The sequence below is a fragment of the Pseudomonas sp. B2021 genome (assembly GCF_018135665.1).
In the GTDB taxonomy this organism is placed as follows: Bacteria; Pseudomonadota; Gammaproteobacteria; order Pseudomonadales; family Pseudomonadaceae; genus Aquipseudomonas; species Aquipseudomonas lactis.
In genome coordinates, this window is sequence record NZ_SMOF01000001.1 from 5,439,825 (window position 1) to 5,462,231 (window position 22,407).

24 protein-coding genes are annotated in these 22,407 nt (G+C 62.5%); 10 read left to right on the forward strand and 14 right to left on the reverse strand.

Going from position 1 to position 22,407, the window contains the following annotated elements:
- Positions 1-48 precede the first annotated feature (48 nt).
- Positions 49-1,947: a 1-deoxy-D-xylulose-5-phosphate synthase gene (gene dxs, locus E1K68_RS24520; protein ID WP_003194559.1), complete on the forward strand. Its 1,899-nt coding sequence runs from the start codon at positions 49-51 to the stop codon at positions 1,945-1,947.
- A gap of 137 nt (positions 1,948-2,084) precedes the next feature.
- A complete protein-coding gene (locus E1K68_RS24525; RefSeq protein ID WP_212614767.1) occupies positions 2,085-3,959 on the forward strand; it encodes a TonB-dependent receptor in 1,875 nt (624 codons plus the stop codon).
- A 90-nt stretch (positions 3,960-4,049) separates the two neighbouring features.
- On the opposite strand, the gene E1K68_RS24530 is transcribed toward E1K68_RS24525, so the two are convergent.
- The 11 genes from E1K68_RS24530 to nrdR all read right to left on the reverse strand — a co-directional run bounded on the left by E1K68_RS24530 (position 4,050) and on the right by nrdR (position 12,315).
- The gene (locus E1K68_RS24530) at positions 4,050-4,835 is read right to left on the reverse strand and encodes a cobalamin-binding protein (protein ID WP_212614768.1); all 786 of its coding nucleotides are present in this window, start codon (positions 4,833-4,835) and stop codon (positions 4,050-4,052) included.
- Positions 4,832-5,251 carry an MFS transporter gene (locus tag E1K68_RS24535; protein ID WP_212614769.1) on the reverse strand — a complete coding sequence of 140 codons (420 nt, stop codon included), beginning with the start codon at positions 5,249-5,251 and terminating at the stop codon, positions 4,832-4,834. The genes E1K68_RS24530 and E1K68_RS24535 overlap by 4 nt, the downstream gene beginning before the upstream one ends.
- The gene (ribA, locus tag E1K68_RS24540; protein WP_003194569.1) at positions 5,248-5,865 is read right to left on the reverse strand and encodes a GTP cyclohydrolase II; all 618 of its coding nucleotides are present in this window, start codon (positions 5,863-5,865) and stop codon (positions 5,248-5,250) included. The genes E1K68_RS24535 and ribA overlap by 4 nt, the downstream gene beginning before the upstream one ends.
- A gap of 218 nt (positions 5,866-6,083) precedes the next feature.
- Positions 6,084-6,806 carry a transporter substrate-binding domain-containing protein gene (locus E1K68_RS24545; protein WP_120248740.1) on the reverse strand — a complete coding sequence of 241 codons (723 nt, stop codon included), beginning with the start codon at positions 6,804-6,806 and terminating at the stop codon, positions 6,084-6,086.
- Between the two features lie 54 nt (positions 6,807-6,860).
- Positions 6,861-7,826 (reverse strand): thiamine-phosphate kinase, encoded by a 966-nt coding sequence (gene thiL, locus E1K68_RS24550; RefSeq protein ID WP_169900137.1) that lies wholly within the window; start codon positions 7,824-7,826, stop codon positions 6,861-6,863.
- Between the two features lie 18 nt (positions 7,827-7,844).
- Positions 7,845-8,345 (reverse strand): transcription antitermination factor NusB, encoded by a 501-nt coding sequence (nusB, locus tag E1K68_RS24555; RefSeq protein WP_003194574.1) that lies wholly within the window; start codon positions 8,343-8,345, stop codon positions 7,845-7,847.
- Positions 8,342-8,818, reverse strand: coding sequence for a 6,7-dimethyl-8-ribityllumazine synthase (ribE, locus tag E1K68_RS24560; protein ID WP_003194576.1), 477 nt, complete (start codon positions 8,816-8,818; stop codon positions 8,342-8,344). The genes nusB and ribE overlap by 4 nt, the downstream gene beginning before the upstream one ends.
- A gap of 89 nt (positions 8,819-8,907) precedes the next feature.
- Positions 8,908-9,999, reverse strand: coding sequence for a bifunctional 3,4-dihydroxy-2-butanone-4-phosphate synthase/GTP cyclohydrolase II (ribBA, locus tag E1K68_RS24565; protein ID WP_003194579.1), 1,092 nt, complete (start codon positions 9,997-9,999; stop codon positions 8,908-8,910).
- A gap of 15 nt (positions 10,000-10,014) precedes the next feature.
- On the reverse strand, positions 10,015-10,677 hold the full coding sequence (locus E1K68_RS24570) for a riboflavin synthase (protein ID WP_003194580.1): 663 nt from the start codon (positions 10,675-10,677) through the stop codon (positions 10,015-10,017).
- Positions 10,678-10,726: 49 nt separating this feature from the next.
- A complete protein-coding gene (ribD, locus tag E1K68_RS24575; protein WP_003194582.1) occupies positions 10,727-11,854 on the reverse strand; it encodes a bifunctional diaminohydroxyphosphoribosylaminopyrimidine deaminase/5-amino-6-(5-phosphoribosylamino)uracil reductase RibD in 1,128 nt (375 codons plus the stop codon).
- A complete protein-coding gene (gene nrdR / locus E1K68_RS24580; RefSeq protein WP_019818855.1) occupies positions 11,851-12,315 on the reverse strand; it encodes a transcriptional regulator NrdR in 465 nt (154 codons plus the stop codon). The genes ribD and nrdR overlap by 4 nt, the downstream gene beginning before the upstream one ends.
- A gap of 140 nt (positions 12,316-12,455) precedes the next feature.
- Here nrdR and E1K68_RS24585 point away from each other — a divergent pair, with 140 nt between their 5' ends.
- The 3 genes from E1K68_RS24585 to trxA all read left to right on the forward strand — a co-directional run bounded on the left by E1K68_RS24585 (position 12,456) and on the right by trxA (position 14,562).
- Positions 12,456-12,911 carry a YbaY family lipoprotein gene (locus E1K68_RS24585; RefSeq protein WP_034133864.1) on the forward strand — a complete coding sequence of 152 codons (456 nt, stop codon included), beginning with the start codon at positions 12,456-12,458 and terminating at the stop codon, positions 12,909-12,911.
- Positions 12,908-13,564 carry a 50S ribosomal protein L11 methyltransferase gene (locus tag E1K68_RS24590; protein WP_003194588.1) on the forward strand — a complete coding sequence of 219 codons (657 nt, stop codon included), beginning with the start codon at positions 12,908-12,910 and terminating at the stop codon, positions 13,562-13,564. Before E1K68_RS24585 ends, E1K68_RS24590 begins: the two co-directional genes overlap by 4 nt.
- A 125-nt stretch (positions 13,565-13,689) precedes the next feature.
- On the forward strand, positions 13,690-14,562 hold the full coding sequence (gene trxA / locus E1K68_RS24595; RefSeq protein WP_019818859.1) for a thioredoxin: 873 nt from the start codon (positions 13,690-13,692) through the stop codon (positions 14,560-14,562).
- Here trxA and E1K68_RS24600 read toward each other — a convergent pair.
- Entirely contained in the window at positions 14,559-14,900 is a 342-nt protein-coding gene (locus E1K68_RS24600; protein ID WP_003194591.1) for a hypothetical protein, read from the reverse strand. The genes trxA and E1K68_RS24600 overlap by 4 nt on opposite strands.
- Positions 14,901-15,030: 130 nt before the next feature.
- Here E1K68_RS24600 and E1K68_RS24605 point away from each other — a divergent pair, with 130 nt between their 5' ends.
- The 5 genes from E1K68_RS24605 to E1K68_RS24625 all read left to right on the forward strand — a co-directional run bounded on the left by E1K68_RS24605 (position 15,031) and on the right by E1K68_RS24625 (position 19,135).
- Positions 15,031-15,630 carry a DUF2796 domain-containing protein gene (locus E1K68_RS24605; RefSeq protein WP_003194593.1) on the forward strand — a complete coding sequence of 200 codons (600 nt, stop codon included), beginning with the start codon at positions 15,031-15,033 and terminating at the stop codon, positions 15,628-15,630.
- A gap of 148 nt (positions 15,631-15,778) precedes the next feature.
- Positions 15,779-16,489 (forward strand): ABC transporter ATP-binding protein, encoded by a 711-nt coding sequence (locus E1K68_RS24610; protein WP_054896940.1) that lies wholly within the window; start codon positions 15,779-15,781, stop codon positions 16,487-16,489.
- 1 nt (position 16,490) lies between these two features.
- Complete coding sequence (locus tag E1K68_RS24615) at positions 16,491-17,756, forward strand: ABC transporter permease (protein WP_003194597.1); 1,266 nt, start codon at positions 16,491-16,493, stop codon at positions 17,754-17,756.
- An 11-nt stretch (positions 17,757-17,767) separates the two neighbouring features.
- The gene (locus tag E1K68_RS24620; RefSeq protein ID WP_032900890.1) at positions 17,768-18,289 is read left to right on the forward strand and encodes a DUF3299 domain-containing protein; all 522 of its coding nucleotides are present in this window, start codon (positions 17,768-17,770) and stop codon (positions 18,287-18,289) included.
- Between the two features lie 147 nt (positions 18,290-18,436).
- On the forward strand, positions 18,437-19,135 hold the full coding sequence (locus E1K68_RS24625) for an OmpW family outer membrane protein (protein ID WP_212614770.1): 699 nt from the start codon (positions 18,437-18,439) through the stop codon (positions 19,133-19,135).
- A 164-nt stretch (positions 19,136-19,299) separates the two neighbouring features.
- Here the strand turns inward: E1K68_RS24625 and E1K68_RS24630 are convergent, their stop codons facing one another.
- Together E1K68_RS24630 and E1K68_RS24635 are read right to left on the reverse strand one after the other, a co-directional pair.
- Positions 19,300-20,184, reverse strand: a complete 885-nt coding sequence (locus tag E1K68_RS24630; RefSeq protein WP_032900893.1) for a sugar nucleotide-binding protein — start codon at positions 20,182-20,184, stop codon at positions 19,300-19,302.
- A gap of 112 nt (positions 20,185-20,296) precedes the next feature.
- Positions 20,297-22,381 (reverse strand): mechanosensitive ion channel domain-containing protein, encoded by a 2,085-nt coding sequence (locus tag E1K68_RS24635; protein ID WP_169900131.1) that lies wholly within the window; start codon positions 22,379-22,381, stop codon positions 20,297-20,299.
- Positions 22,382-22,407 lie beyond the last annotated feature (26 nt).

The following is a 22,407-nucleotide window of genomic DNA, read 5'->3' on the forward strand; positions in this document are numbered from 1 at the left end:
GGCTTGAGGTAAACTGCCGCCTCTTCTATACCTATAACGATTCGCCTGATGCCCACGACGTTTCAAGAGATTCCCCGCAAACGCCCGTCCACGCCCCTGCTCGACCGTGCTGCCACGCCGGACGGCCTGCGTCGACTGGGTGAAGCCGAGCTGGAAACCCTGGCCGATGAGCTGCGCCTGGAATTGCTCTACACGGTCGGCCAGACCGGTGGGCATTTTGGCGCCGGGCTGGGCGTGATCGAGCTGACCATCGCCTTGCATTACGTGTTCGACACCCCGGACGACCGGCTGGTGTGGGACGTGGGCCACCAGGCGTATCCGCATAAAATCCTCACCGGCCGTCGCGAGCGCATGGCCAGCCTGCGCCAGAAGGACGGCCTGGCCGCCTTCCCACGCCGTGCCGAGAGCGAGTACGACACCTTTGGCGTCGGCCACTCCAGCACGTCCATCAGTGCAGCACTGGGCATGGCGATTGCCGCCCGCCTGCAAGGCAGTGAGCGCAAGGCGATTGCGGTGATTGGTGATGGCGCGCTGACCGCCGGCATGGCCTTCGAAGCGCTGAACCATGCGCCGGAAGTGGACGCCAACATGTTGGTGATCCTCAACGACAACGACATGTCGATTTCGCGCAACGTGGGTGGCCTGTCCAATTACCTGGCGAAGATCCTCTCCAGCCGTACCTATGCCAGCATGCGCGAAGGCAGTAAGAAAGTGCTGTCGCGTCTGCCTGGCGCGTGGGAAATCGCGCGCCGCACCGAAGAATATGCCAAGGGCATGCTGGTCCCCGGCACGCTGTTCGAAGAGCTGGGCTGGAACTACATCGGCCCTATCGACGGCCACGACCTGCCTACCCTGATCGCCACGTTGCGCAACATGCGCGACCTCAAGGGCCCGCAGTTCCTGCATATCGTCACCAAGAAAGGCAAAGGTTTCGCTCCGGCGGAAGTCGACCCGATTGGTTACCACGCGATCACCAAACTCGAACCCCTCGATGCCCCTGCCGCCGCGCCGAAAAAGGCCAGCGGGCCGAAGTATTCCGGGGTGTTTGGCGAATGGCTGTGCGACATGGCCGCCGCCGACCCGCGCCTGGTGGGTGTGACCCCGGCGATGAAGGAAGGCTCCGACCTGGTGGCGTTCAGCGAGCGTTTCCCGCTGCGTTACTTCGATGTGGCGATTGCCGAGCAACACGCCGTGACCTTCGCGGCCGGCATGGCCTGCGAAGGCGCCAAGCCGGTGGTGGCGATCTACTCCACCTTCCTGCAACGCGGTTATGACCAGCTGGTTCACGATGTAGCGGTACAGAACCTCGACGTGCTGTTCGCCATCGACCGTGCCGGCCTGGTGGGCGAAGACGGCCCGACACATGCGGGCAGCTTCGACCTGTCGTACCTGCGTTGCATCCCCGGCATGCTGGTAATGACGCCGAGCGACGAGAACGAACTGCGCAAGATGCTCAGCACCGGCCACCTGTACAACGGCCCGGCCGCTGTGCGGTACCCGCGCGGCACCGGCCCGAACGCCGTGATCGAAAAAGACCTGGAGCCGATTGAAATCGGTAAAGGCATCGTGCGTCGCCAAGGCAGCAAAACCGCGTTCCTGGTGTTTGGCGTACAACTGGCCGAAGCCTTGAAAGTCGCTGAGAAGATCGACGCCACCGTGGTCGACATGCGATTCGTCAAGCCACTGGATGAAGCGTTGGTGCGCGAGATCGCCGCTGGCCATGAGCTGCTGGTGACCGTCGAAGAGAACGCCATCATGGGCGGCGCCGGTGCGGCGGTCAGCGAGTTCCTGGCGCGGGAGAATATCCTCAAGTCGGTGCTGCACCTGGGCTTGCCGGATGTATACGTCGAACACGCCAAGCCGGCGCAGATGCTGGCTGAGTGCGGGCTGGATGAAGCGGGTATCGAGGCGTCCGTTCGCGAGCGCCTGGCGCTACTGAATCTGTAATCAGCCCCAAATGTGGGAGCGGGCTTGCCTGCGATGACGGCGGCACATTCGCTAACAATGTGTCAGATACACCGTTATCGCAGGCAAGCCAGCTCCCACAGTGGTTTTGCATGACATTCGAATGCTATGGACAGCCCATGAAACGCCTGTGCCTTGCCCTGCTACTGCTTCCCTGCGCCGACCTGCTCGCCGATACCCGCGACGAGGCCCTGAAGCTCTCCGACGTGGTTATCAGCGCCAACCGCCAAGTCCAGGCGCGTAACGACAGCAGCGCCGCCAACACCGTCTTCACCCGCGCCGACATCGACCGCCTGCAACCCACCAGCGTCACCGACCTGCTCAGCCGCGTGCCGGGCGTGCAAGTTGCGCCAACCGGTGGGCGTGGCAGTTTGCCGGGGATTTTTATTCGTGGCACCAAGTCGGCGCAGAGCCTGGTGCTGGTGGACGGCCAACGCATCGCCAACACCACCTCCGGCGACAGCGGCTTGCAATACCTCAACGTCGATCAGATTGAACGGGTGGAAGTGCTGCGCGGTTCGCGTTCGGTGATCTACGGCAGTGATGCGATTGGCGGGGTGATTCAGGTGTTTACCCGGCGCAATGCCGAGCAAGGCTTGCAGCCGCGCTTGAAACTGAGCTTTGGCAGCAACCAGACCTGGGAGCGCAGCCTGGGCCTGTCGGGCGGCGATGAACACACACGTTTCAACCTGGGCGCGAGCCTGGATGAAACTGCCGGTATCAACGCGAGCCACGCGTCGTTTCCCAGCGACGGCGACCATGATGCCTACCGCAATCAGTCCATCAGCCTGAACCTCAGCCATTCGTTCAGCGATGAGCTGGAGGTGGGTTTCAACCTGTTGGATAACCGTGGCAAGTCGGAGTACGACAACAGCTATGGCCGCTACGACGGCGCCACCGGGCAGAGCGTCGGCCAGAAACCCTACACCGACTACACCGTGAGCAGCGCTAGCGGCTATGTCGATGCCAAGCTCAATGACAGCTGGCAGTCGCGCCTGGAGCTGGGCCACAGTGAAAACCGCGACACCAAGCGCGATACCCTCAGCGATGATTACAGTGCATTCAACACCTACCGCGACTCGGTCAATTGGCAGAACGACCTGACCCTGGATGAGCAAAACAGCCTGATCGTCGGCGGCGATTGGTACGAAGACCGTTTCCACGGTTCTACCACCTTTACCGAGAACAGCCGCTGGAACCGGGCGGCCTTTGTGCAGCACCGTTTCAAGAGCCAGTGGTTTTCCACCGAGCTGGGCCTGCGCCGCGACCAGAACCAGCAGTTCGGCGGCCAGAACAGTTGGAGCGGCACCCTGACTGTGCCGGTCAACCCTGACAATGACCTGCTCTTGAGCTACAGCGAAGGCTTCCGCGCGCCGACCTTCAACGACCTCTATTACCCCGACACGCAGTACAGCAACCCAAACCTGCAGCCCGAGACATCAAAGAGCTACGAGCTGCAATGGCGCAGCCAGCTGACCGACAGCGCACGCCTGGAAGCCTCGCTGTATCGCACCGACCTGAGCGACGCGATCATCCTTGACGCCGGCAAGCCGCAAAACGTGGCGTCGGCGCGGATCAATGGTTTTGAAGCGGCGCTCAAGCAGGAACTGTTTGGCTGGCAGGGCAACCTGGGCCTGTCGCTTATCGACCCGCGTGACCGTGACAGCGGCCACACCCTGGCACGTCGCGCACGGCGAACGGTGAACCTGGATCTGGACCGGCAATTTGATCAACTCGGTCTCGGCGCCAGCTGGCAAGCGATCAGCAGCAGCTACGACGATGAAGCCAACCGCAACCGTCTGGGCGGTTATGCCTTGTTGGGGCTGCGCAGTAGTTGGGCGTTGAACCGGGAGGTGTCGTTGTCGTTGAAGGTGGATAACGTGCTGGACAAGTCTTACGCACGGGCGAAGTACAGCTACCTCGGGGAAAGCCAGAGTTATCGTGAAGAAGGTCGGGTGTGGATGGTTGGGGTGACGTGGACACCTGAGATCTAAGTGACCTGAACGGGCGTCATCGCAGGCAAGCCAGCTCCCACAATTGAAATGCATTCCCCTGTGGGAGCTGGCTTGCCTGCGATAGCGTTGTCACAGGTTCGGCGCAATCACCTGGCACAACCGCCCCACCGCCTCCAACATCTGCCCGCTGGGCCGCTCAAGGCCCTTGTCCGGCACTAACCGCACCCGAGCAGCCATCGCCGGCCATGCCGTCCAGGCCTCCCTCTGAGCCTGATCCCCCACCAGGATCACCTCGGGGTCTCGCGCCAGCACCGATTCGATATTCACCTGCGGCGCCGGCAACTTCAGGTCATCAAACACATTGCGCGCCCCGCACACGCTGAGGGCATCGCTGATGATCTGCCCGCCGCCCACGGTGTACAGCGGTTGGTTCCACACTTGGTAGAACACCCGCAGCGGCTCGGCCCGCCGGTAGCGCTGGCGCAACTCGGCCAAGCGCTGGCGCAATGGGGCCGCACGCTCGCGCCCCGCCTCAGCTCGGCCCAATTGCTCGGCAATGGCCTGCACCTGGGTGGTCAGTTGTTCAAGGCTGTGGGGTTCGGCGACGTACACCGGGATGTTCAACCGCTGGAGCTGCTCGCGCTGGGCCGGGCCGACGCTGCCAGGCCACAGCAGGATCAGGTCGGGCTTGAGGCTGAGCAGGCGCTCCATGTCCAACTGGCCGTAGCGCCCGACCGAGGGCACCTTCGCCAACGCCACCGGGCGCTCACCACCATCAAGTACGCCAACCAGCAAGTCCTCGGCACCCAGTTCAAGCACGATTTCAGACAGTGACGGCGCCAGGCTGACAACCCGCTCGACCGCCAACGCCTGAGCACTGAATACCAGCAGCAGCGCCAGCCAGTAGCGCTTCATCCCAACTGGCGCGGTATGCGATAGAGGTAGAACAGCACCAGCGTCGACAGCGCCAACAGAAACAACGGCACCGCCTCCAGGCCGACGAACACCGCCAGCGCGCCAATCCAGGCCGGTAACGCTGCAACCAGCAAGGCCGTGCGCCGACGCGCCGCCAGGGTGATCCAGGCCGCTGGTTCGTCAGCAGTATCAAGGACTTTGGAGGTGGCGATCAGCGCGTGTTTATAAGCATGAAAATAACGCAGGCTGAGAAACATCGAGGCCACGCCGGCGATGAAGAACGGCATGGCCAATACGGGCAACAAGGATCCAGCACGGCCAAACAGCAGGTTGATCACAAACAAAGGCAGCAACGCCAACGCCAGGTACTGCCACCAGTTGAAGGACAGTCGCCGTTTCACCTGGCCACGGGTCACGCGCGGTCGACCTCGCCCTGGTGCTCGTTGCCCATCATGTGGTCGAGCTTGCTGGCTTTGGTGGCCAGGTAGAGTTTGTTGTGCGGGTTATGCCCGGTATGCAGTGGTACGCGCTCGGCCACGGTGATGCCCATCTCGGTCAAGGCTTTGACCTTGCGGGGGTTGTTGGTCATCAGGCGCAGGGATTTGACCCCCAGGTGCTCGAGCATCGGCAGGCAGATGGCGTAGTCGCGTTGGTCGGCGGCGAAGCCCAGGCGCTCGTTGGCCTCCACAGTATCGGCGCCGCCGTCTTGCAGTTCGTAGGCACGGATCTTGTTCAACAGGCCAATGCCGCGGCCTTCCTGGCGCAAGTACAGCAACACGCCACGGCCTTCACGGGCGATGGCTTGCAGTGCGGCCTCCAGTTGCGAGCCGCAGTCACAGCGCTGGCTGAACAGCGCATCGCCGGTCAGACACTCGGAATGCACACGCCCCAGCACCGGCTCACCATCGGTGATGTCGCCGAGGCTGAGCACAACGTGCTCGCGCCCGGTGGCTTCTTCAAGAAAGCCGTTCATGGTGAACGTGGCAAAAGGGGTAGGCAGCTTGGAAGCGGCGACGAAAACGACGGGCACCGTGTGCTCCTGATTTCAGATTTCACAGAGGCGGGCATTGTAACAGCACGTTCCTACAGACGCTTAAGCTGAATTATCGCTGATAAAGATCAATAGGTTCGATTGGCCTTTGGATTGATTCTATGTAGGCGCGAGCTTGCTCGCGAATGTGGTCAACGATGACGCGGGCATCCTGGGTGAACGCGGCGTTTATGAGTTTTTCGCGAGCAAGCTCGCTCCTACAAGGGGTAGGGCTGTTTCCAGCGCTCGAAAATTGCTTTCAGCTCACCGGTCTTGACCAGGCTGGCCAGACGCTGGTCATACACGGCCATCAATGCCCTGCCGCGCTCGGTGTCAGCGAAGGCTACGTAGAGCGGTAGTTCAGCGATATGGGTGAGTTTGAATAGCGCCGGGTCTTGCGCTTGGCTGAGCACGTATTTGGCTTCGGTAAGGGCATCGATATAGAAATCGGCGCGACCGTGTTGCAACATCGGCAGAATGCCACTGCGTCGCTCGATCTGGTTGAACCGCTGCACGTTGGGCAGGTACCCCTCGTACTTGTAACCACGCACCCAGGCCAGGCGGTACTTGCCCAGGGTCGCCAACGTCGGCGTGGGTGCAGTGGCCAGCCCGAGAGCGTAGACATGATCGGCGTCGAAGTTCCAGCGCGGGTACAGCACACCACTGGCCTCCTCGCGATAGGTGCCGACACAACCATCCACCTCACCACGCTGGGCCAAGCCGATCGAGCGGGTGTAGGGCACGCTGCGGGTGTGCACGGTGATGCCAGCCGGTTCAAAGACTTGGCGCAACACGTCCCAGGCCAGGCCGCTGCCATCTTTGTTGGTGTAGTCGTTCCACTCCTCACTGGCCAGCACGATTTTGCCGGGCATGGGAGTGTCCGCCTGGGCCAGGGAAGCGAAGGTACACAGCACGATCAGCAGCCAGCGGCATACAGCCATAGTCACGGCCTCTTTCTCGGGATAATCGTATAAAAGGTAGCGCAGACCGCCGGCTTAGGGCGTCTGGCGAAAATGCTGGTAGCCGCGCACGGCCGGGGTGATGTCCTGGCCGTTGCCGTCGAGCAGCGTCACGCCCTGCCCCGCTTCGACCCGGCCGACCACGTGCACCGGCCAGCCATCCGCCTGCAACGGCGTCAACTCGGACGGTGGCAAGGTAAACGCCAGCACGTAGTCGTCGCCTCCGCTCAACGCCGCCACGTGAGCCTGGTCTTCACCGACAAACGCCAGCAAGGCCGCAGACAACGGCAGCCGGTGGCGCTCAACCACCAGGCGCACCGCTGACGCCTTGGCGATATGCCCGCAATCGGCCAGCAGCCCATCGGAGATATCCATCGCCGCTGTCGCCTTGCCCCGCAGCGCAAGCCCCAGGGCTAACTGCGGTTGCGGCGACCAGTAATGCGCCAGCAGCGGCTCGGCGATGGCTGCGTCAGCCGTGCGTTGCCCCAATACCAACGGCAAGGCACCCGCGGCATTGCCTAACTCGCCACCCACACACAGCAGGTCGCCCGGCTGTGCACCGCTGCGCGTCAAGGCCTGGCCAGCCGGCACGCGGCCGAACACGGTCAGGGTCAGGCTCAGCGGCCCACGGGTGGTATCGCCGCCCACCAGGCCCACGCCGCAGCTTTGCGCCATGGCATTCAAACCTTGGGCATAGCGTTGCAGCCAATCGGCTTCGACGCTCGGTGTGGTCAGGGCAAGGGTAAAGGCGAGGGGGTGGGCGCCCATGGCGGCCAGGTCGCTCACCGCCACGGCCAGCGAGCGCTGGCCGAGCAGGAACGGGTCACAGGGGTCGGCAAAATGCACCCCTGCTACCAGCGTATCGGTAGAGACTGCCAGTTGCTCCCCGGCGGGAAGCGCCAGCAAGGCGCAGTCGTCGCCGATCCCCAGGGCAATGCCTTCGCCACCTTGCGCACAGGGCGCGGCGGCGAAGTATGTGCGGATCAGCTCAAACTCACCCATTGAGGAATCAAGCGCAGATTAGCGCTTGTGTTCCTTCACTTCGGCTTCACGCAGGCGCGGAGCCAGCTTGTCGAGCACGCCGTTGACGAACTTGTGGCCGTCGGTCGAACCGTAGACTTTCGCCAGTTCGATGCCCTCGTTGATCACGACGCGGTACGGCACGTCAACGCGCTTGAGCAGCTCCCAGGTGGACAGACGCATCACGCACAGCTCAACCGGGTCGAGTTCTTCGATGGTCAGGTCCAGGCATGGCGCCAGGGCTGTGTCGATCTCGGTCAGGTTGGCATGCACGCCGTGCAGGATGTCGTGGAAATACGGCAGATCGGCGAAGGTGAAATCGTTGTCAACGCGAAACTGCGCTTCGATCTCGTTCAGCGAAGCACCTGCCAGGTGACGCTGGTACAGCGCCTGGGTGGCCAGTTGACGAGCAGCGCGACGCTTTTCGTTCTTGGAAGGCTTGCCGGCGTCCGCAGGGCGAGGCTCGCGCGGGTTGAAACGATCGCTTTCGTCGGAAATCACTTGGCCTCCAACTGCGACAGCAGGCTGACCATTTCCAGGGCGGACAAGGCAGCTTCGGCGCCTTTGTTACCGGCCTTGGTGCCGGAACGCTCGATGGCTTGCTCGATGGAATCGACGGTCAGTACGCCGAAAGCGACTGGCACGCCGAACTCCATGGACACCTGGGCCAGGCCCTTGGTGCATTCGCCGGCCACGTATTCGAAGTGCGGGGTACCGCCACGGATCACTGCGCCCAGGGCGATGATCGCCGCGTATTCACCCTGCTGAGCAACTTTTTGCGCAACCAGTGGAATTTCGAAGGCGCCAGGCGCACGGATAAGGGTGATATCGCTCTCGCTCACACCGTGGCGAACCAGGGCGTCAACGGCACCGCTTACCAGGCTTTCAACCACGAAGCTGTTGAAGCGGCCAACCACCAGGGCATAGCGGCCTTTGGGGGCGATGAAGGTACCTTCGATGGTCTTCAGGGTCATTCGACAAATCTCTTAAAGAGCCGGGACGCGAAAAGTGCGTCCCTTAGTGATGATTTAATCGCGAACAAGGGGGCAAAAATCGCCGGCCTTTATTCGGAGGGCACGTATTCTACAACTTCCAGGTCGAATCCGGATATCGCATTAAACTTCATCGGTGCGCTCATCAGGCGCATTTTGCGCACGCCCAGGTCGCGCAGGATCTGCGAACCGGCACCGACGATGCTGTAGGTGGTCGGTTTTTTCACCGGCACGGCGTCGGCGGTTTCGCGGATGTGCGCCAGCAACACGTCACCATCGAGCGGGTGACCGAGCAACAGCACCACACCGCTACCCGCCTCGGAAACCGCAGCCATAGCGGCGCGCAGGCTCCAGCGGCCCGGCTGTTTGACCATCAACAGGTCACGCAGTGGGTCCATGTTGTGTACGCGTACCAGGGTCGGTTCTTCTGCGCAAATGTTGCCCAGGGTCAGGGCCATGTGCACGTCGCCTTCCACTGAATCACGGTAGGTCACCAAATTGAATTGGCCCAGTTCGCTGTCCAGTGGCTGCTCGGCAATCCGCTGAACGGTACGTTCGTGGATCATGCGGTAGTGAATCAGGTCGGCGATGGTACCGATCTTGAGGTTGTGTTCGGCGGCAAAGGCTTCGAGTTCAGTACGACGGGCCATGGTGCCATCATCGTTCATCACTTCGCAGATCACCCCGCTTGGCTCGAAACCGGCCATGCGCGCCAAATCGCAGGCGGCTTCGGTGTGGCCGGCGCGGGCCAGGGTACCGCCCGGCTGGGCCATCAGCGGGAAGATGTGGCCGGGGCTGACGATGTCTTCAGCCTTGGCGTCTTTCGCCGCCGCAGCTTGCACGGTGCGGGCGCGGTCAGCGGCGGAAATACCGGTGGTGACGCCGGTGGTGGCTTCAATCGATACGGTGAACTTGGTGCCGAAACCCGAGCCATTGCGCGGCGCCATCAAGGGCAGCTTGAGCAATTCGCAGCGTTCGCGGCTCATGGGCATGCAGATCAGCCCACGGGCGTGCTTGGCCATGAAGTTGATGTGCTCGGGCTTGCACGCCTCGGCGGCCATGATGATATCGCCTTCGTTCTCGCGATCTTCGTCATCCATGAGGATGACCATCTTGCCTTGGCGGATGTCTTCAACCAGTTCTTCGATGCTATTGAGCGCCACGCGGCACCCCCTTGGTCAGGATTTCAGGTAGCCGTTAGCGGCCAGAAAACTTTCGGTGATGTTACCGGTTGCAGGCTCTGCGGCCTTTTCGCCCAGCAACAGGCGCTCCAGGTAACGGGCAAGCAAGTCCACTTCCAGGTTCACCCGGCGGCCCGGCTGGTACGAGGCCATGATGGTTTCGCTGAGGGTGTGGGGAATGATGGTCAGTTCGAATTCGGCGCCATTCACGGCGTTCACGGTCAGGCTCGTGCCGTCGACGGTGATCGAGCCTTTGTGGGCGATGTACTTGGCCAGCTCTTTGGGCGCGCGGATACGGAATTCCACCGCGCGGGCGTTTTCGCTGCGGGCAACCACTTCGCCGACACCGTCGACGTGGCCGCTGACCAGGTGACCGCCCAGGCGGGTGGTCGGCGTGAGAGCTTTTTCCAGGTTGACCGGGCTGCCGGCCGCAAGATCGTTCATTGCGGTGCAGTCCAGGGTTTCCCGGCTGACATCGGCGGCAAAGCCGTTGCCTGGCAGCTCGATGACGGTCAGGCACACGCCGCTGACGGCAATGCTGTCGCCCAGCTTGACGTCGCCGAGGTCCAGCTTGCCGGTTTCAACCAGCAGGCGGACATCCCCGCCTTTGGGGGTCATTGCACGGATGCTGCCGATGGATTCGATAATGCCGGTGAACATTTCGTTCTCCTGAAAACGAGGGGGCTGCCGCTTAAGCGCAGGCCGGGAATTATACGCTCGCTGCTGGGACGGGGATGGCAGTGACTCGCCAGTCGTCGCCTACAGCGCGCATGTCGGTGATCTTGAGTTGGGGCGCGTCGGCGAGTTTCTCAAGCGGCCAGTCCAGCAACGGCCGGGCAGCGGAGCCGAGGAACTTGCCGGCGATGAATATCACGTACTCATCCACCAGGCCTTGTTGGGCAAACGCACCGGCCAGGCTTGGGCCAGCTTCCACCAACACATCGTTGACGCCACGGGCAGCCAGGGCGACCAGTGCCGAGCGCAGGTCAACCTGGCCGTCCACCCCCGGTACCACCAGGCACTCGGGGCCGCGGGGGAACTGGTTCTCCGGGGTGACGCAGGTGATGACCAATGCCGGGCCGGCCTTGAAGAACGGTGCGTTGAGCGGCACCCGCAGGCGGCCATCGATCAACACGCGCAGCGGCGGGCGCGACATGGCCAGGGCGGTGGTTGCTTCGTCCAGGCCCAGTTCGGCGGCGCGTACGGTCAAGCGGGCGCCGTCGGCCAGTACCGTGTCGGCACCGGTCAGCACCACACTGGCTTCGGCGCGCAGGCGTTGCACCGCAGCGCGGGCGGCGGGGCCGGTGATCCATTGGCTTTCGCCGCTGGCCATCGCCGTGCGACCGTCCAGGCTCATTGCCAGCTTGACCCGCACGAACGGCAGGCCGTGTTCCATGCGTTTAAGGAAGCCGGGGTTAAGCGCCCGCGCTTCGGCTTCCAGCACACCGCTGCGCACCTCGATACCCGCCTGGGCCAGACGCTGCATGCCCCGTCCGGCCACTTCCGGGTTCGGGTCCTGCATGCCGGCCACCACCCGCGCGACGCCGGCGGTCACCAGCGCATCGGCGCAGGGCGGCGTACGGCCATGATGGCTGCACGGTTCAAGGGTCACGTACACCGTCGCGCCACGGGCCTTGTCGCCCGCGGCGCGCAGGGCATTGGGCTCGGCATGGGGCTCGCCGGTGCGCTCATGCCAGCCTTCGCCGACAATCTGCCCGTCACGCACTATCACGCAGCCAACCCGCGGGTTGGGGTGAGTGGTGTACAGGCCCTTGCGCGCCAATTCAAGGGCGCGGGCCATGTAGTGGGCGTCGAGCACAGCCTGTTCAGAGGTCATTGTTTGGAGGGCTCACGGGCCAGGCGGTCGATCTCTTCGCGGAACTCATTGAGGTCCTGGAAGCGTCGATACACCGAGGCAAAACGGATATAGGCGACTTCGTCGAGCTTTTGCAGCTCGCCCATCACCAGTTCACCGACCACCAGGCTCTTGACCTCGCGCTCGCCGGTCGCCCGCAGCTTGTGCTTGATATGCACCAGCGCCGCTTCCAGGCGCTCGACACTCACCGGGCGTTTTTCCAGGGCGCGCTGCATACCGGCGCGCAGTTTTTCTTCGTCGAAAGGCTGGCGGCTGCCGTCGGACTTGATCAGACGCGGCAACACCAGTTCGGCGGTTTCGAAGGTGGTGAAACGTTCACCACAGGCCAGGCATTCGCGCCGGCGACGCACTTGGTCGCCCTCGGCGACCAGACGCGAGTCGATGACCTTGGTGTCGTTGGCACCGCAGAAGGGACAGTGCATGGTTGGCAGGCAACAAAAAATGGGAGGGCCATGGTAGCGCATCCCTGTGGCAAGACAAGCCATAGCCTTTACGGTATATAGGCAGGCTTATATGTTTCATATTTTTTAAGCCACGGATTTTGTCCTTTCTGGAGCCGTACATGCAGTTACGACCACTCGTTCTACTCAGCCTGTTCAGTTTTCTGGTCGCCTGCAGCAGCGAAGCCCCCAAGCCGGCCGCGCCTCAACCGACACCGGCGCAAGAGAAGAAAGTCCCGGGCATTGAAGACCTCGGCCCCCTGCCCGCCTATCAGCGCGAAATCAGCGGCAGCCTGACCAATGTGCCGGCCGGTGCCGAAGTCGAGATGGCGCTCTTGGTGATCGACGAGCGTTCGCGCCCGCAGCAACTGCTCGCCAGCAGCGTACTGAGCGGCAACGGCAAGCCCCTGGCCTTCCGCCTGCGCTTCAACCCTGAAGCCTTCCCGGCCGGTGCCCGCGTGGAATTGCGCGGTCGCGCCAGCCAGTCCGGCCAGCTGATCCTGCATCTGCCGGCCGTGCGCGTCACCCAGGCGATCACCCAGAGCACCGGCCCCCTGCAACTCGTCAAGGCGCCATGACGCCACCGCTGGGCCTGCAACACGCCTTGAGCGCGTTGATTGGCGATGCGCAATTGGTGCCCTGCCCGTTGCCGGGCACCGCGTTGTCGTTGTGGCTGCTGGACGCCGACAACATGGACCGCGCCTTCAGCCAGGAAGAAACCCGGCGCATCCTGCATGAGCCGCCCTACTGGAGTTTTTGCTGGGCCAGCGGCCTGGCGTTGGCGCGTTACCTGGCGGCGCATCCCGAGTGGGTCGCCGGCAAACGCGTGCTGGATTTCGGCGCAGGTTCGGGCGTAGCCGGGATCGCCGCCGTCAAGGCTGGCGCCCTGGAGGTGGTGGCCTGCGACCTTGACCCATTGGCCTTGGCCGCTTGCCGCGCGAATGCCGAACTCAACCAGGTGGCGCTGAGTTATTCGGCAGACTTTTTTGCCGAAGCCGACCGCTTCGACCTGATCCTGGTGGCCGACGTGCTCTACGACCGCGCCAACCTGCCGTTGCTGGATCAGTTCCTCACCCGCGGCCGCGAAGCGCTGGTGGCGGATTCGCGGGTACGGGATTTCCAGCATCCGGCTTACCGGCGGCTGGAGATCCTCGAGGCCTTGACGTTGCCGGACCTGGCTGAGCCTTGGGAGTTTCGTAAGGTGAGCCTGTACCATTCGCGGCGTGCTTGAGGCCATCGCGGGCAAGCCCGCTCCCACAGGGGAATGCATTTCAAGGTGGGAGCTACCACGATACTTTCAGCCAACCTCGCCAGCCCTTATAGTTGCCCCCATTCCCGCTTTATTCGAGACGCCCCATGAGTGAGCCCACGCCGTACATCTTCGACGTCACCACCGCCAACTTCGATCAGGCCGTTATCCAGAACTCGTTCGAAAAGCCCGTATTGGTCGATTTCTGGGCCGAATGGTGCGCCCCCTGCAAAGCACTGATGCCAATGCTGGCGAAGATTGCCGAGAGTTATCAGGGTGAGTTGCTGCTGGCCAAGATCGACTGCGAAGCCGAACAGGACATTGTGGCGCGTTTTGGCATTCAAAGTCTGCCGACGGTGGTGCTGTTCAAGGATGGCCAACCGGTGGACGGTTTTGCCGGTGCACAGCCAGAGTCGGCAGTGCGGGCGATGCTGGAGCCCCATGTGCAAATGCCACCGCCGGCTGCGGCGGACCCGTTGGAGCAGGCTCAGGCGCTGTTCAGCGAAGGACGCATCAGCGAGGCCGAAGCGCTGCTGGTGCAGTTGTTGGGCGAGGACAACACCAACGCCGCCGCGCTGATCCTGTATGCACGCTGCCTGGCCGAGCGCGGTGAATTGGGTGAAGCCCAGGCCGTGCTCGACGCGGTCAAGAGCGACGACCACAAGGCCGCGCTGGCCGGGGCCAAGGCGCAAATCACCTTCCTGCGCCAGGCTGCGGACTTGCCGGACGCCGCCGAGCTGAAAAGCCGCCTGGCGCAAAACCCGCAGGATGACGAAGCGGCCTATCAGTTGGCGATCCAGCAACTGGCGCGCCAGCAGTACGACGCGGCGCTGGAAGGCTTGCTCAAGTTGTTTATCCGCAACCGCAGCTACAGCGAAGGCCTGCCCCACAAAACCTTGCTGCAGGTGTTCGAATTGCTGGGCAATGATCACCCGCTGGTCACGGTGTACCGCCGCAAGTTGTTTGCCGCGTTGTATTAATCACCGATCCAACTGTACAGCGGCGTATCCCCGCCGCTGCTCACCTTCACCTTGGCGCTGTGGCGCAGGCGCACCAGCAGGCGCTTGCCCGCCCCGGCATCGCCAGCCAAGCCTTCGAGTTGATCGAGCAATTCCAGACCATTGAGTTGTCCGGCCTTGCGCAGCAAATCCTGGGCGTTCTGCCACAGGTCCTCGTTCTGTTTGACCGGAGCCGCAGTGGGCGCGCTGGGCGTTGGCGTGGCCTGCAGTTGGGCACCCAATCGCGCCCAATCGCCGTCGTCCAGCTCCAGGGTCAAGTCCACCGGCAGGTCGCCGATGGTTCCACGAATTCGCAACATCGTCCTTACTCCTGCATTTTTTCTGACGGGCATGCTCCCATGCAGCTTGCGCAACACCAAGCGGGCGGTCAAACTCTCGGATCATTTGTTATAAGATCACATAACAAAACTTTCATCCTGGAGCCCTCTCATGCGCCGTTTGCTGCTTGCTTTGCCGTTTGCCCTGCTGCCACTGGCTGTCGCTCATGCTCACGAAGACCATGACCACGAACACGGCAGCCTCGGCGCCCATGAACATGGCGTCGGGCGCCTGAATGCCGTGCTGGACGGCCAGGCCCTGGAGCTGGAACTGGACAGCCCGGCCATGAACCTGGTGGGTTTCGAGCATGTGGCAACCAGCGCCGCCGACAAGGCCAAGGTCGCCGCCGTGCGCAAACAGCTGGAAAATCCATCGGCGCTGTTCAACCTGCCCAAGGCCGCAGGTTGCGTGGTCAGCAGCCAGGAACTCAACAGCCCGTTGTTCGGTGACAAACCAGAAGCCGAGCATGACGACGATGACCACGCCTCCGACGGCAAAGGCGCCGCCGCCCACAAGCATGATCACGACCACAGTGAAATCCACGCCCATTACCAGTTCACCTGCGCCACGCCGGCGGCCCTGGGCAACCTGGACTTGAGCCAAGTGTTCAAGACCTTCCCCGCCACCCAGAAAATTCAGGTACAACTGATCGGCCCGAGCGGTCAGCAAGGTGTTGACGCGACGGCCACCGCCGCCACCCTGAAGTTCTGACTTGAAAGCACAGTCCCTGTGGGAGCTGGCTTGCCTGCGATACAGGCGACGCGGTGCAGCAGGCACACCGTAGCGATGCCATCGCAGGCAAGCCAGCTCCCACAGTGGATCGGCGCCATTTTCGACTACCAGGCGACACTGACTTCCCATGACTCAAGCGTTAATCGAACTGTCCGACCTGGGCTTCAACTGGCCCGGTCACCCGCAGTTGCTGGACATCCCCGCGTTCCGCCTGGAACCCGGGGAAACCCTGTTTCTCAAGGGCCCGAGCGGCAGTGGCAAGACCACTTTGCTCGGGCTATTGGGAGGCGTGCAGAAACCCAGCCAAGGCAGCATCCGCCTGCTCGGCCAGGAGTTGACCGAACTCTCGGCCGGTGCTCGTGACCGTTTCCGTGTGGACCACACCGGCTATATCTTCCAGCAGTTCAACCTGCTGCCGTTTCTGTCGGTGCGCGAGAACGTCGAGCTGCCTTGCCACTTTTCCAAGCTGCGCGCGCAACGGGCCAAGCAGCGTCACGGCAGCGTCGACCAGGCCGCTGCGACCTTGCTCGCACACCTGGGTTTGAAGGACCAGAGCCTGCTGGAACGCCGTGCCGATTCGCTGTCCATCGGCCAGCAACAACGGGTGGCCGCTGCCCGAGCGCTGATCGGCCAGCCGGAGCTGGTGATCGCCGACGAGCCCACCTCGGCCCTGGACTACGACGCCCGCGAAGCCTTCCTGCAGTTGCTGTTCGCCGAATGCCGCGAAGCGGGCGCCAGCCTGTTGTTTGTCAGCCATGACCAGAGCCTGGCGTCGCTGTTCGACCGCAACCTGTCGCTGGCCGAACTCAATCGCGCCGCCATGCCCGCAGAGGTTTGAGATGTATCTGTTCCGTCTAGCCATGGCCAGCCTGGCTAACCGCCGCTTTACCGCGATCCTCACCGCGTTTGCCATCGCGCTTTCCGTCTGCTTGCTGCTCGCGGTGGAGCGTGTGCGCGTCGAGGCGCGCAACAGTTTCGCCAGCACCATCAGCGGCACCGACCTGATCGTCGGCGCCCGTTCCGGCTCGGTCAACCTGCTGCTGTACTCGGTGTTCCGCATTGGCAACGCCACCAACAACATCCGTTGGGACAGCTACGAGCACTTCGCCGCCAGCCCACAAGTGAAATGGGCGATCCCGATCTCCCTCGGCGACTCCCATCGCGGCTACCGGGTGATGGGCACCAACGAGTCCTACTTCGAGCACTACCAGTACGGGCGCAAGCAAAACCTCGAGCTGGCCAGCGGCCGCGCCTTCGCCACCGACCCGTTCGAGGTAGTGCTCGGCGCCGAAGTGGCCGAGGCCCTGCATTACAAACTCGGCGACAAGCTGGTGCTGGCCCATGGCGTGGCGGTGGTCAGCCTGGTCAAGCATGACGACAAACCGTTCACGGTGGTCGGCATTCTCAAGCGCACCGGCACGCCAGTGGACCGCACGCTGCATATCAGCCTCGGCGGCATGGAAGCGATTCATATCGACTGGCACAACGGCGTGCCGGCCCAGGGCAAAGGCCGCATCAGTGCCGACCAGGCGCGCAATATGGACCTCACGCCGCAAGCCATTACCGCGTTCATGCTCGGCCTGAACAACAAGATTTCCACCTTTGCCTTGCAAAGAGAGATCAATGAATTTCGTGGCGAGCCCATGCTGGCGATCCTGCCAGGCGTGGCGTTGCAAGAACTGTGGAGCATGATGGGCACCGCCGAAAAAGCCTTGTTCGTGATCTCGCTGTTCGTGGTGCTGACCGGTTTGATCGGCATGCTCACGGCGATCCTCACCAGCCTTAACGAGCGTCGCCGCGAGATGGCGATCCTGCGGTCGGTGGGCGCGCGGCCTTGGCACATCGCAACGCTGCTGATCTTCGAAGCCTTCGCCCTGGCCTTGTCCGGCGTGGTAGCGGGCCTGGGTTTGCTGTACCTGTGCATCGCCGCCTCGCGGGGTTATTTGCAGGCCAATTACGGCCTGGACCTGCCGATGTCGTGGCCGAGCGAATATGAATGGACGTTGCTCGCCGGTATCCTGGCAGCCGCCCTGTTGATGGGCAGCGTGCCCGCGTGGCGCGCCTACCGCCAATCTTTGGCCGATGGCCTGTCCATCCGTTTATGAGGAAGGCTTCGATGCGTCGTGCCCTGTTTGCCCTGTTGTTGTTGATGGCCGTGCCTGCCTGGGCGCAGGAGCAGCCCAGGGATTTGTCCTGGCAGGAGATGATCCCGCCGGATGCGCCACCAGAAGTGCCCAATATGAAGCCGCTGCACGACCTGTCGAACATGGCCGATGCCTTGTCCGCCGAAGCCGCGCCGGCGGCCAAGCAGGACATGCCCAACGCGCCGGTGGTACAGAGCCTGGATGGCCAGCATATTCGCCTGCCAGGGTATATCGTGCCGCTGGAAGTCAGCGAAGAAGGCCGCACTACGGAGTTTCTGCTGGTGCCGTATTTCGGCGCCTGCATCCATGTGCCGCCACCGCCGTCGAACCAGATCGTGCATGTGAAAAGCGAGGTGGGGGTGAAGCTCGATGAGCTGTATCAACCGTACTGGATCGAAGGCGCGATGCAGGTCAAGCCATCGTCCAGCGAATTGGCCGACGCGGGTTACCAGATGGATGCCCAGAAGATTTATATGTACGAGCTGGAGGAATAACCCCCACCAGCAACACACTGAAGCTCCCACAGGTTTAGATCAGTGCCGAAAGTGACTGATCACCCTTTCATTGAGCTGAGTCAAAAGACCGAACGGAACGATCTTTACCATTGGACGTACAACTTTTAAACGTCCTTTGGAGCTCCCATGAACAAGTCTCTGCTCGGCGCGTCCCTCTTCGCGCTCGCCCTCGTCGCCCCCGTCGCTCACGCTCACCAGGCGGGCGATATTCTGGTTCGTGCCGGTGCTATTACCGTGAACCCGAAGGCCGACAGCGGCAGCGTCAAGGTTGACCAGGGCCCGCTGGCCGGTACCAACCTGGGCGGCAAGGCGACCATGAGCAGCGACACCCAATTGGGCTTGAACTTCGCCTACATGATCACCGACCACGTCGGCATCGAATTGCTCGCGGCCACGCCGTTCGAGCACGACGTGAAGATCAAGAACACCGCCCTCGGTGCCGCCAACGGCAAGCTCGGCACGCTCAAACACCTGCCGCCGACCTTGAGCGTCGTGTACTACCCGCTGGATCATAAGTCTGCGTTCCAGCCGTATGTGGGCGCCGGTATCAACTACACCTGGATCTACGACGAACACGTGGGCAGCCGTGCCGAACAGGCCGGTTTCAGCAACTTCAAGGCCGAAAACTCCTGGGGCTGGGCCGCGCAGATCGGCGCCGACTACATGATCAACGACAAGTGGATGATCAACGCCCAGGCGCGCTACATCAACATCAGCACCAAAGCGACTGTGGATAACAACGCGCTGGGCCAAGGCACTCGGGCCAAGGTCAATGTGGATGTAGACCCGATGGTTTACATGGTGGGTATCGGCTACAAGTTCTAAGTCCGGTTAAGCCACACCGCATAACCCATGTGGGAGGGGGCTTATGTGGGAGCCGGGCTTGCCCGCGATGCAGACACCTCGGTGTATCAGTGATACCCAGGTGATGCTATCGCAGGCAAGCCAGCTCCCACATAAGTCCCCTCCCACTTTTGGTTTTGGGGGTGTCAGCTATGGCGGTAGAAGCTATCCAGAAGCGCCGGCAAGCCTGCCCGCCATGCCCGTGGTTTGATACCAAAGGTATGCAGGATTTTCTTGCAGGCCAACACCGCATGCTGCGGTTCATCCGCCGCATCCGGCCGCGCTGCGTGAGCCTGGGCGGTGGGGGACTCGATGGCGAGCGGATGGAAGTTGCGCGCTTCAGTGAGAATCGCCTGGCCCAGCGCCAACGGCGTCGTCGCCTCGTGGCCGGCGTAGTGGTAAGTGCCCCACAGCGGCGCAGCGCAATCGAGTTGCTTGAGCACCGAGATGATCACCCGTGCTGCATCGTCCACCGGCGTCGGGTTACCCCGGCGGTCGTCGGCCATCAGTAGCTCGTCGGCGCTCTCGGCCCGGGCCAGGAAGCGCCCGAGCGTGCCATCGGCGCTGTCATCGAGCAACCAGCCAAACCGCAGCAGTACATGCTGCGGGCATGTGGCGCGCACGCTTTGTTCGATACGCCACAACGCCTGACCGCGCAGGCCCAGGGGCACCGGCTCGTCTTTCTCGCTGTAGGCGGTGGCGCGGGAGCCATCGAATACGCGGTAGCTGGACGGTTGCAGCAGGGTGATGCTGTGATGCTGGCACAGCTCGGCCAGGCGTTCGATGGCGAATTCCTGGGCGGCCAAGCGGGACTCGCTCACGGCTTCGGCCTGGAACCAGTCGAAATAGTAGGCGAGGTTGATCAAGGCATCGGGACGGGTGTCGTCGAGCAATTGGGTGAGACTTGCGGCATCCCAGCCGTCTTGGGGCGGTTTGGGGGCGAGGAAACCGATGTCTTCCTCCGCACCGAGGCGAATCAGCGCCTGCCCGAGGGCATTCCCGCCGCCCAGTAACATAAGGCGCATTCGCATAGATTGAGCAGGCCCGGTCTGTTTGGAACGATGGTTATTATCGACAGACGCGTGTGCCCTGTCGTAGGTCATTGCCAGAATCGTTGCATTTTGCGGGCTTGTAGCGCAACCGTCACGGATTAAGTGTCTTGACGTCGGGTTCGGCGGCCTCCTGTTTCAGCGCCGCGCGCGGTGCGAGCAAGAGCTGCTGTGGATAAGTCTGGGCGAAGTGCACCGCCTCACAGTTATCCACAAGCTTTTTCAGGCGCTGGTTAAACGCACGGCTGACCGCGTACTGGCCACCCGAAACCGTGCGGAACTGCGCGGTGAGCACCACGCCATTGAGGTCCATCTTGTCTACCCCGAACACCTCCAACGGCCCTTGCAGGTTGTACTTGAGGAACACATCGTCGCGGATCGACTGGCCGGCTTCGCGGATCAGCTCCACGGCCTTGTCCACGTCGGTGTCGTAGGTGAACTGCACGGAGAAGAACGCATAGGCGAACTGACGGGACTGGTTGGTGACCGCCTTGATCTGCCCGAACGGCACAGAATGCACAAAGCCCTTGCCGTCGCGCAGGCGCAGGGTGCGGATGGTCAGGCCTTCGACGGTGCCGGCGTGGCCGGAGTCGAGCACCACCCAATCGCCGATGGACAGGGTGTCTTCGATAATGATGAACAGGCCGGTGATCACGTCCTGCACCAGTTGCTGTGACCCGAAACCGATGGCCAGGCCCACCACCCCGGCGCCCGCCAGCAACGGCGCGACATTGATGCCCAGGTTGGCCATGGTGGTGATCGCGCAGATCACCACCAGGATGATCTTCACCGCATTGCGCAGCAGCGGCAGGATGGTTTTGACCCGGGTACTGGGCTGGCGACTGGAGCGTTTGTTCACCGGTGGCTTGAGGGCTTCCTGGATCGCCGTATCGAGCACCACCCAGAACAGCCAGGTCACCAACAGGATCAGGCCGATACTGCTGAGGGAGTCACTGATGGCCCGGCCCACGGAGTTGCGCTGGGCGAATTCGAACAGCGAAACACCCCAGATACGCCCGAGTATCTCGATAAACGCGATGGCCATGACGATGCGCAAAATCGCGTGCAGCAAACTCAGGAAGCGTTCCTTGTAGGCGCTGCTGCGCTGGATCGATACCTGGCTGCGGGACTTGAACAGGTGTTGCAACACGGTGCTGAGAAACACCGTGCCGATCAGTAACAAGGTGGTGAGCAGCGCGCAGCGCAGGGCCTCTTGGTTATCGTCACCGGCGCCAATCAGGTTGACCGCCGAGACCAGCACCATCAACAGAATCGGCCAGTACCAGAGCCCGGAAAACACCCGCAACGATTGTTGCAATGCTGGATGTTTGAGGCGCTGGGCCAGCGGCCGATTGCGGATCAAATGGGCCACCGGCCGACGCAGGCGGACCACCAGCACGCCAAAGATGACCGCGGCAAACAGGCCGGTAAACACGGCGATGCTGCTGGTGATATTACCGCCCAGTTGCCGAGCGATTTGCGGGCTGGTCAGCGCATCGCTGAGGGCCGCGAGAAAGCCGATCAGGAACAGCGGCTTGGGGCAATAGTCACGAATGATCCGCACCGCAGGCCGCTTGTGCCCGACGTTAAACATGACAATGACGCACAGCAGCAACGAGGTGGAAAAGATGCCACTGCTGGTGGCGTAGGCAAAACACAGCGCCAGGGCGCGACCGACAGACGCAGCTAAAAAGTGACTGACATAAAGGGTCAACGGCAGGCAGATCAGCGCTGGAATCGTGTAGGGCACCACATAGCCCAGCAAGCCTTGCAGCCGTTGACGCCGCGCAAGGAATGCGCGGCGGCTCGCGCGTTTCACAACCAGGCGCCCCAGCATCGTCAGCACAGCAAAGGCACCGGCCCACACGCCAGACAACAGCAGGAAATCGCCGGCCACGCTCCACGGCGAGCGAGCGGTGGTCTGGTCCACCAGGCGCCCTACTTCGTCTGCGGCGCGGTCGGCCCGCAGGCGCCAGGCGTCAATGAGGTTCTGGTTGAGGTCGAGCTTGTCTTGCACGTCATCAATGCTGGAACTGATGGCCCCGAGTAGCCCGCCTTGCACCAGCAATTCCGGCTTGGCCGGCGTCTCGGCAGCGGGTGCCGTCGCTGCGGCTTGCAGTGCGCCGTTACCGCAAAGCAGCAACGCACCGAGCAGTAATGCAGTCTTTAGATTCAGCAAAACAGCGAGCTCCTTCAGCAGGGTCT

Coding starts and splice junctions, on each gene's coding strand:
- dxs (WP_003194559.1), top strand. CDS start 49: ATGCCCACGACGTTTCAAGAGATTCCCCGCAAACGCCCGTCCACGCCC.
- E1K68_RS24525 (WP_212614767.1), top strand. CDS start 2,085: ATGAAACGCCTGTGCCTTGCCCTGCTACTGCTTCCCTGCGCCGACCTG.
- E1K68_RS24590 (WP_003194588.1), top strand. CDS start 12,908: ATGACGCCACCGCTGGGCCTGCAACACGCCTTGAGCGCGTTGATTGGC.
- trxA (WP_019818859.1), top strand. CDS start 13,690: ATGAGTGAGCCCACGCCGTACATCTTCGACGTCACCACCGCCAACTTC.
- ribD (WP_003194582.1), bottom strand. CDS start 11,854: ATGACCTCTGAACAGGCTGTGCTCGACGCCCACTACATGGCCCGCGCC.
- E1K68_RS24585 (WP_034133864.1), top strand. CDS start 12,456: ATGCAGTTACGACCACTCGTTCTACTCAGCCTGTTCAGTTTTCTGGTC.
- E1K68_RS24630 (WP_032900893.1), bottom strand. CDS start 20,184: ATGCGAATGCGCCTTATGTTACTGGGCGGCGGGAATGCCCTCGGGCAG.
- E1K68_RS24570 (WP_003194580.1), bottom strand. CDS start 10,677: ATGTTCACCGGCATTATCGAATCCATCGGCAGCATCCGTGCAATGACC.
- E1K68_RS24615 (WP_003194597.1), top strand. CDS start 16,491: ATGTATCTGTTCCGTCTAGCCATGGCCAGCCTGGCTAACCGCCGCTTT.
- E1K68_RS24530 (WP_212614768.1), bottom strand. CDS start 4,835: ATGAAGCGCTACTGGCTGGCGCTGCTGCTGGTATTCAGTGCTCAGGCG.
- E1K68_RS24605 (WP_003194593.1), top strand. CDS start 15,031: ATGCGCCGTTTGCTGCTTGCTTTGCCGTTTGCCCTGCTGCCACTGGCT.
- E1K68_RS24545 (WP_120248740.1), bottom strand. CDS start 6,806: ATGGCTGTATGCCGCTGGCTGCTGATCGTGCTGTGTACCTTCGCTTCC.
- E1K68_RS24620 (WP_032900890.1), top strand. CDS start 17,768: ATGCGTCGTGCCCTGTTTGCCCTGTTGTTGTTGATGGCCGTGCCTGCC.
- E1K68_RS24625 (WP_212614770.1), top strand. CDS start 18,437: ATGAACAAGTCTCTGCTCGGCGCGTCCCTCTTCGCGCTCGCCCTCGTC.
- ribE (WP_003194576.1), bottom strand. CDS start 8,818: ATGACCCTGAAGACCATCGAAGGTACCTTCATCGCCCCCAAAGGCCGC.
- nrdR (WP_019818855.1), bottom strand. CDS start 12,315: ATGCACTGTCCCTTCTGCGGTGCCAACGACACCAAGGTCATCGACTCG.
- E1K68_RS24600 (WP_003194591.1), bottom strand. CDS start 14,900: ATGTTGCGAATTCGTGGAACCATCGGCGACCTGCCGGTGGACTTGACC.
- E1K68_RS24610 (WP_054896940.1), top strand. CDS start 15,779: ATGACTCAAGCGTTAATCGAACTGTCCGACCTGGGCTTCAACTGGCCC.
- thiL (WP_169900137.1), bottom strand. CDS start 7,826: ATGGGTGAGTTTGAGCTGATCCGCACATACTTCGCCGCCGCGCCCTGT.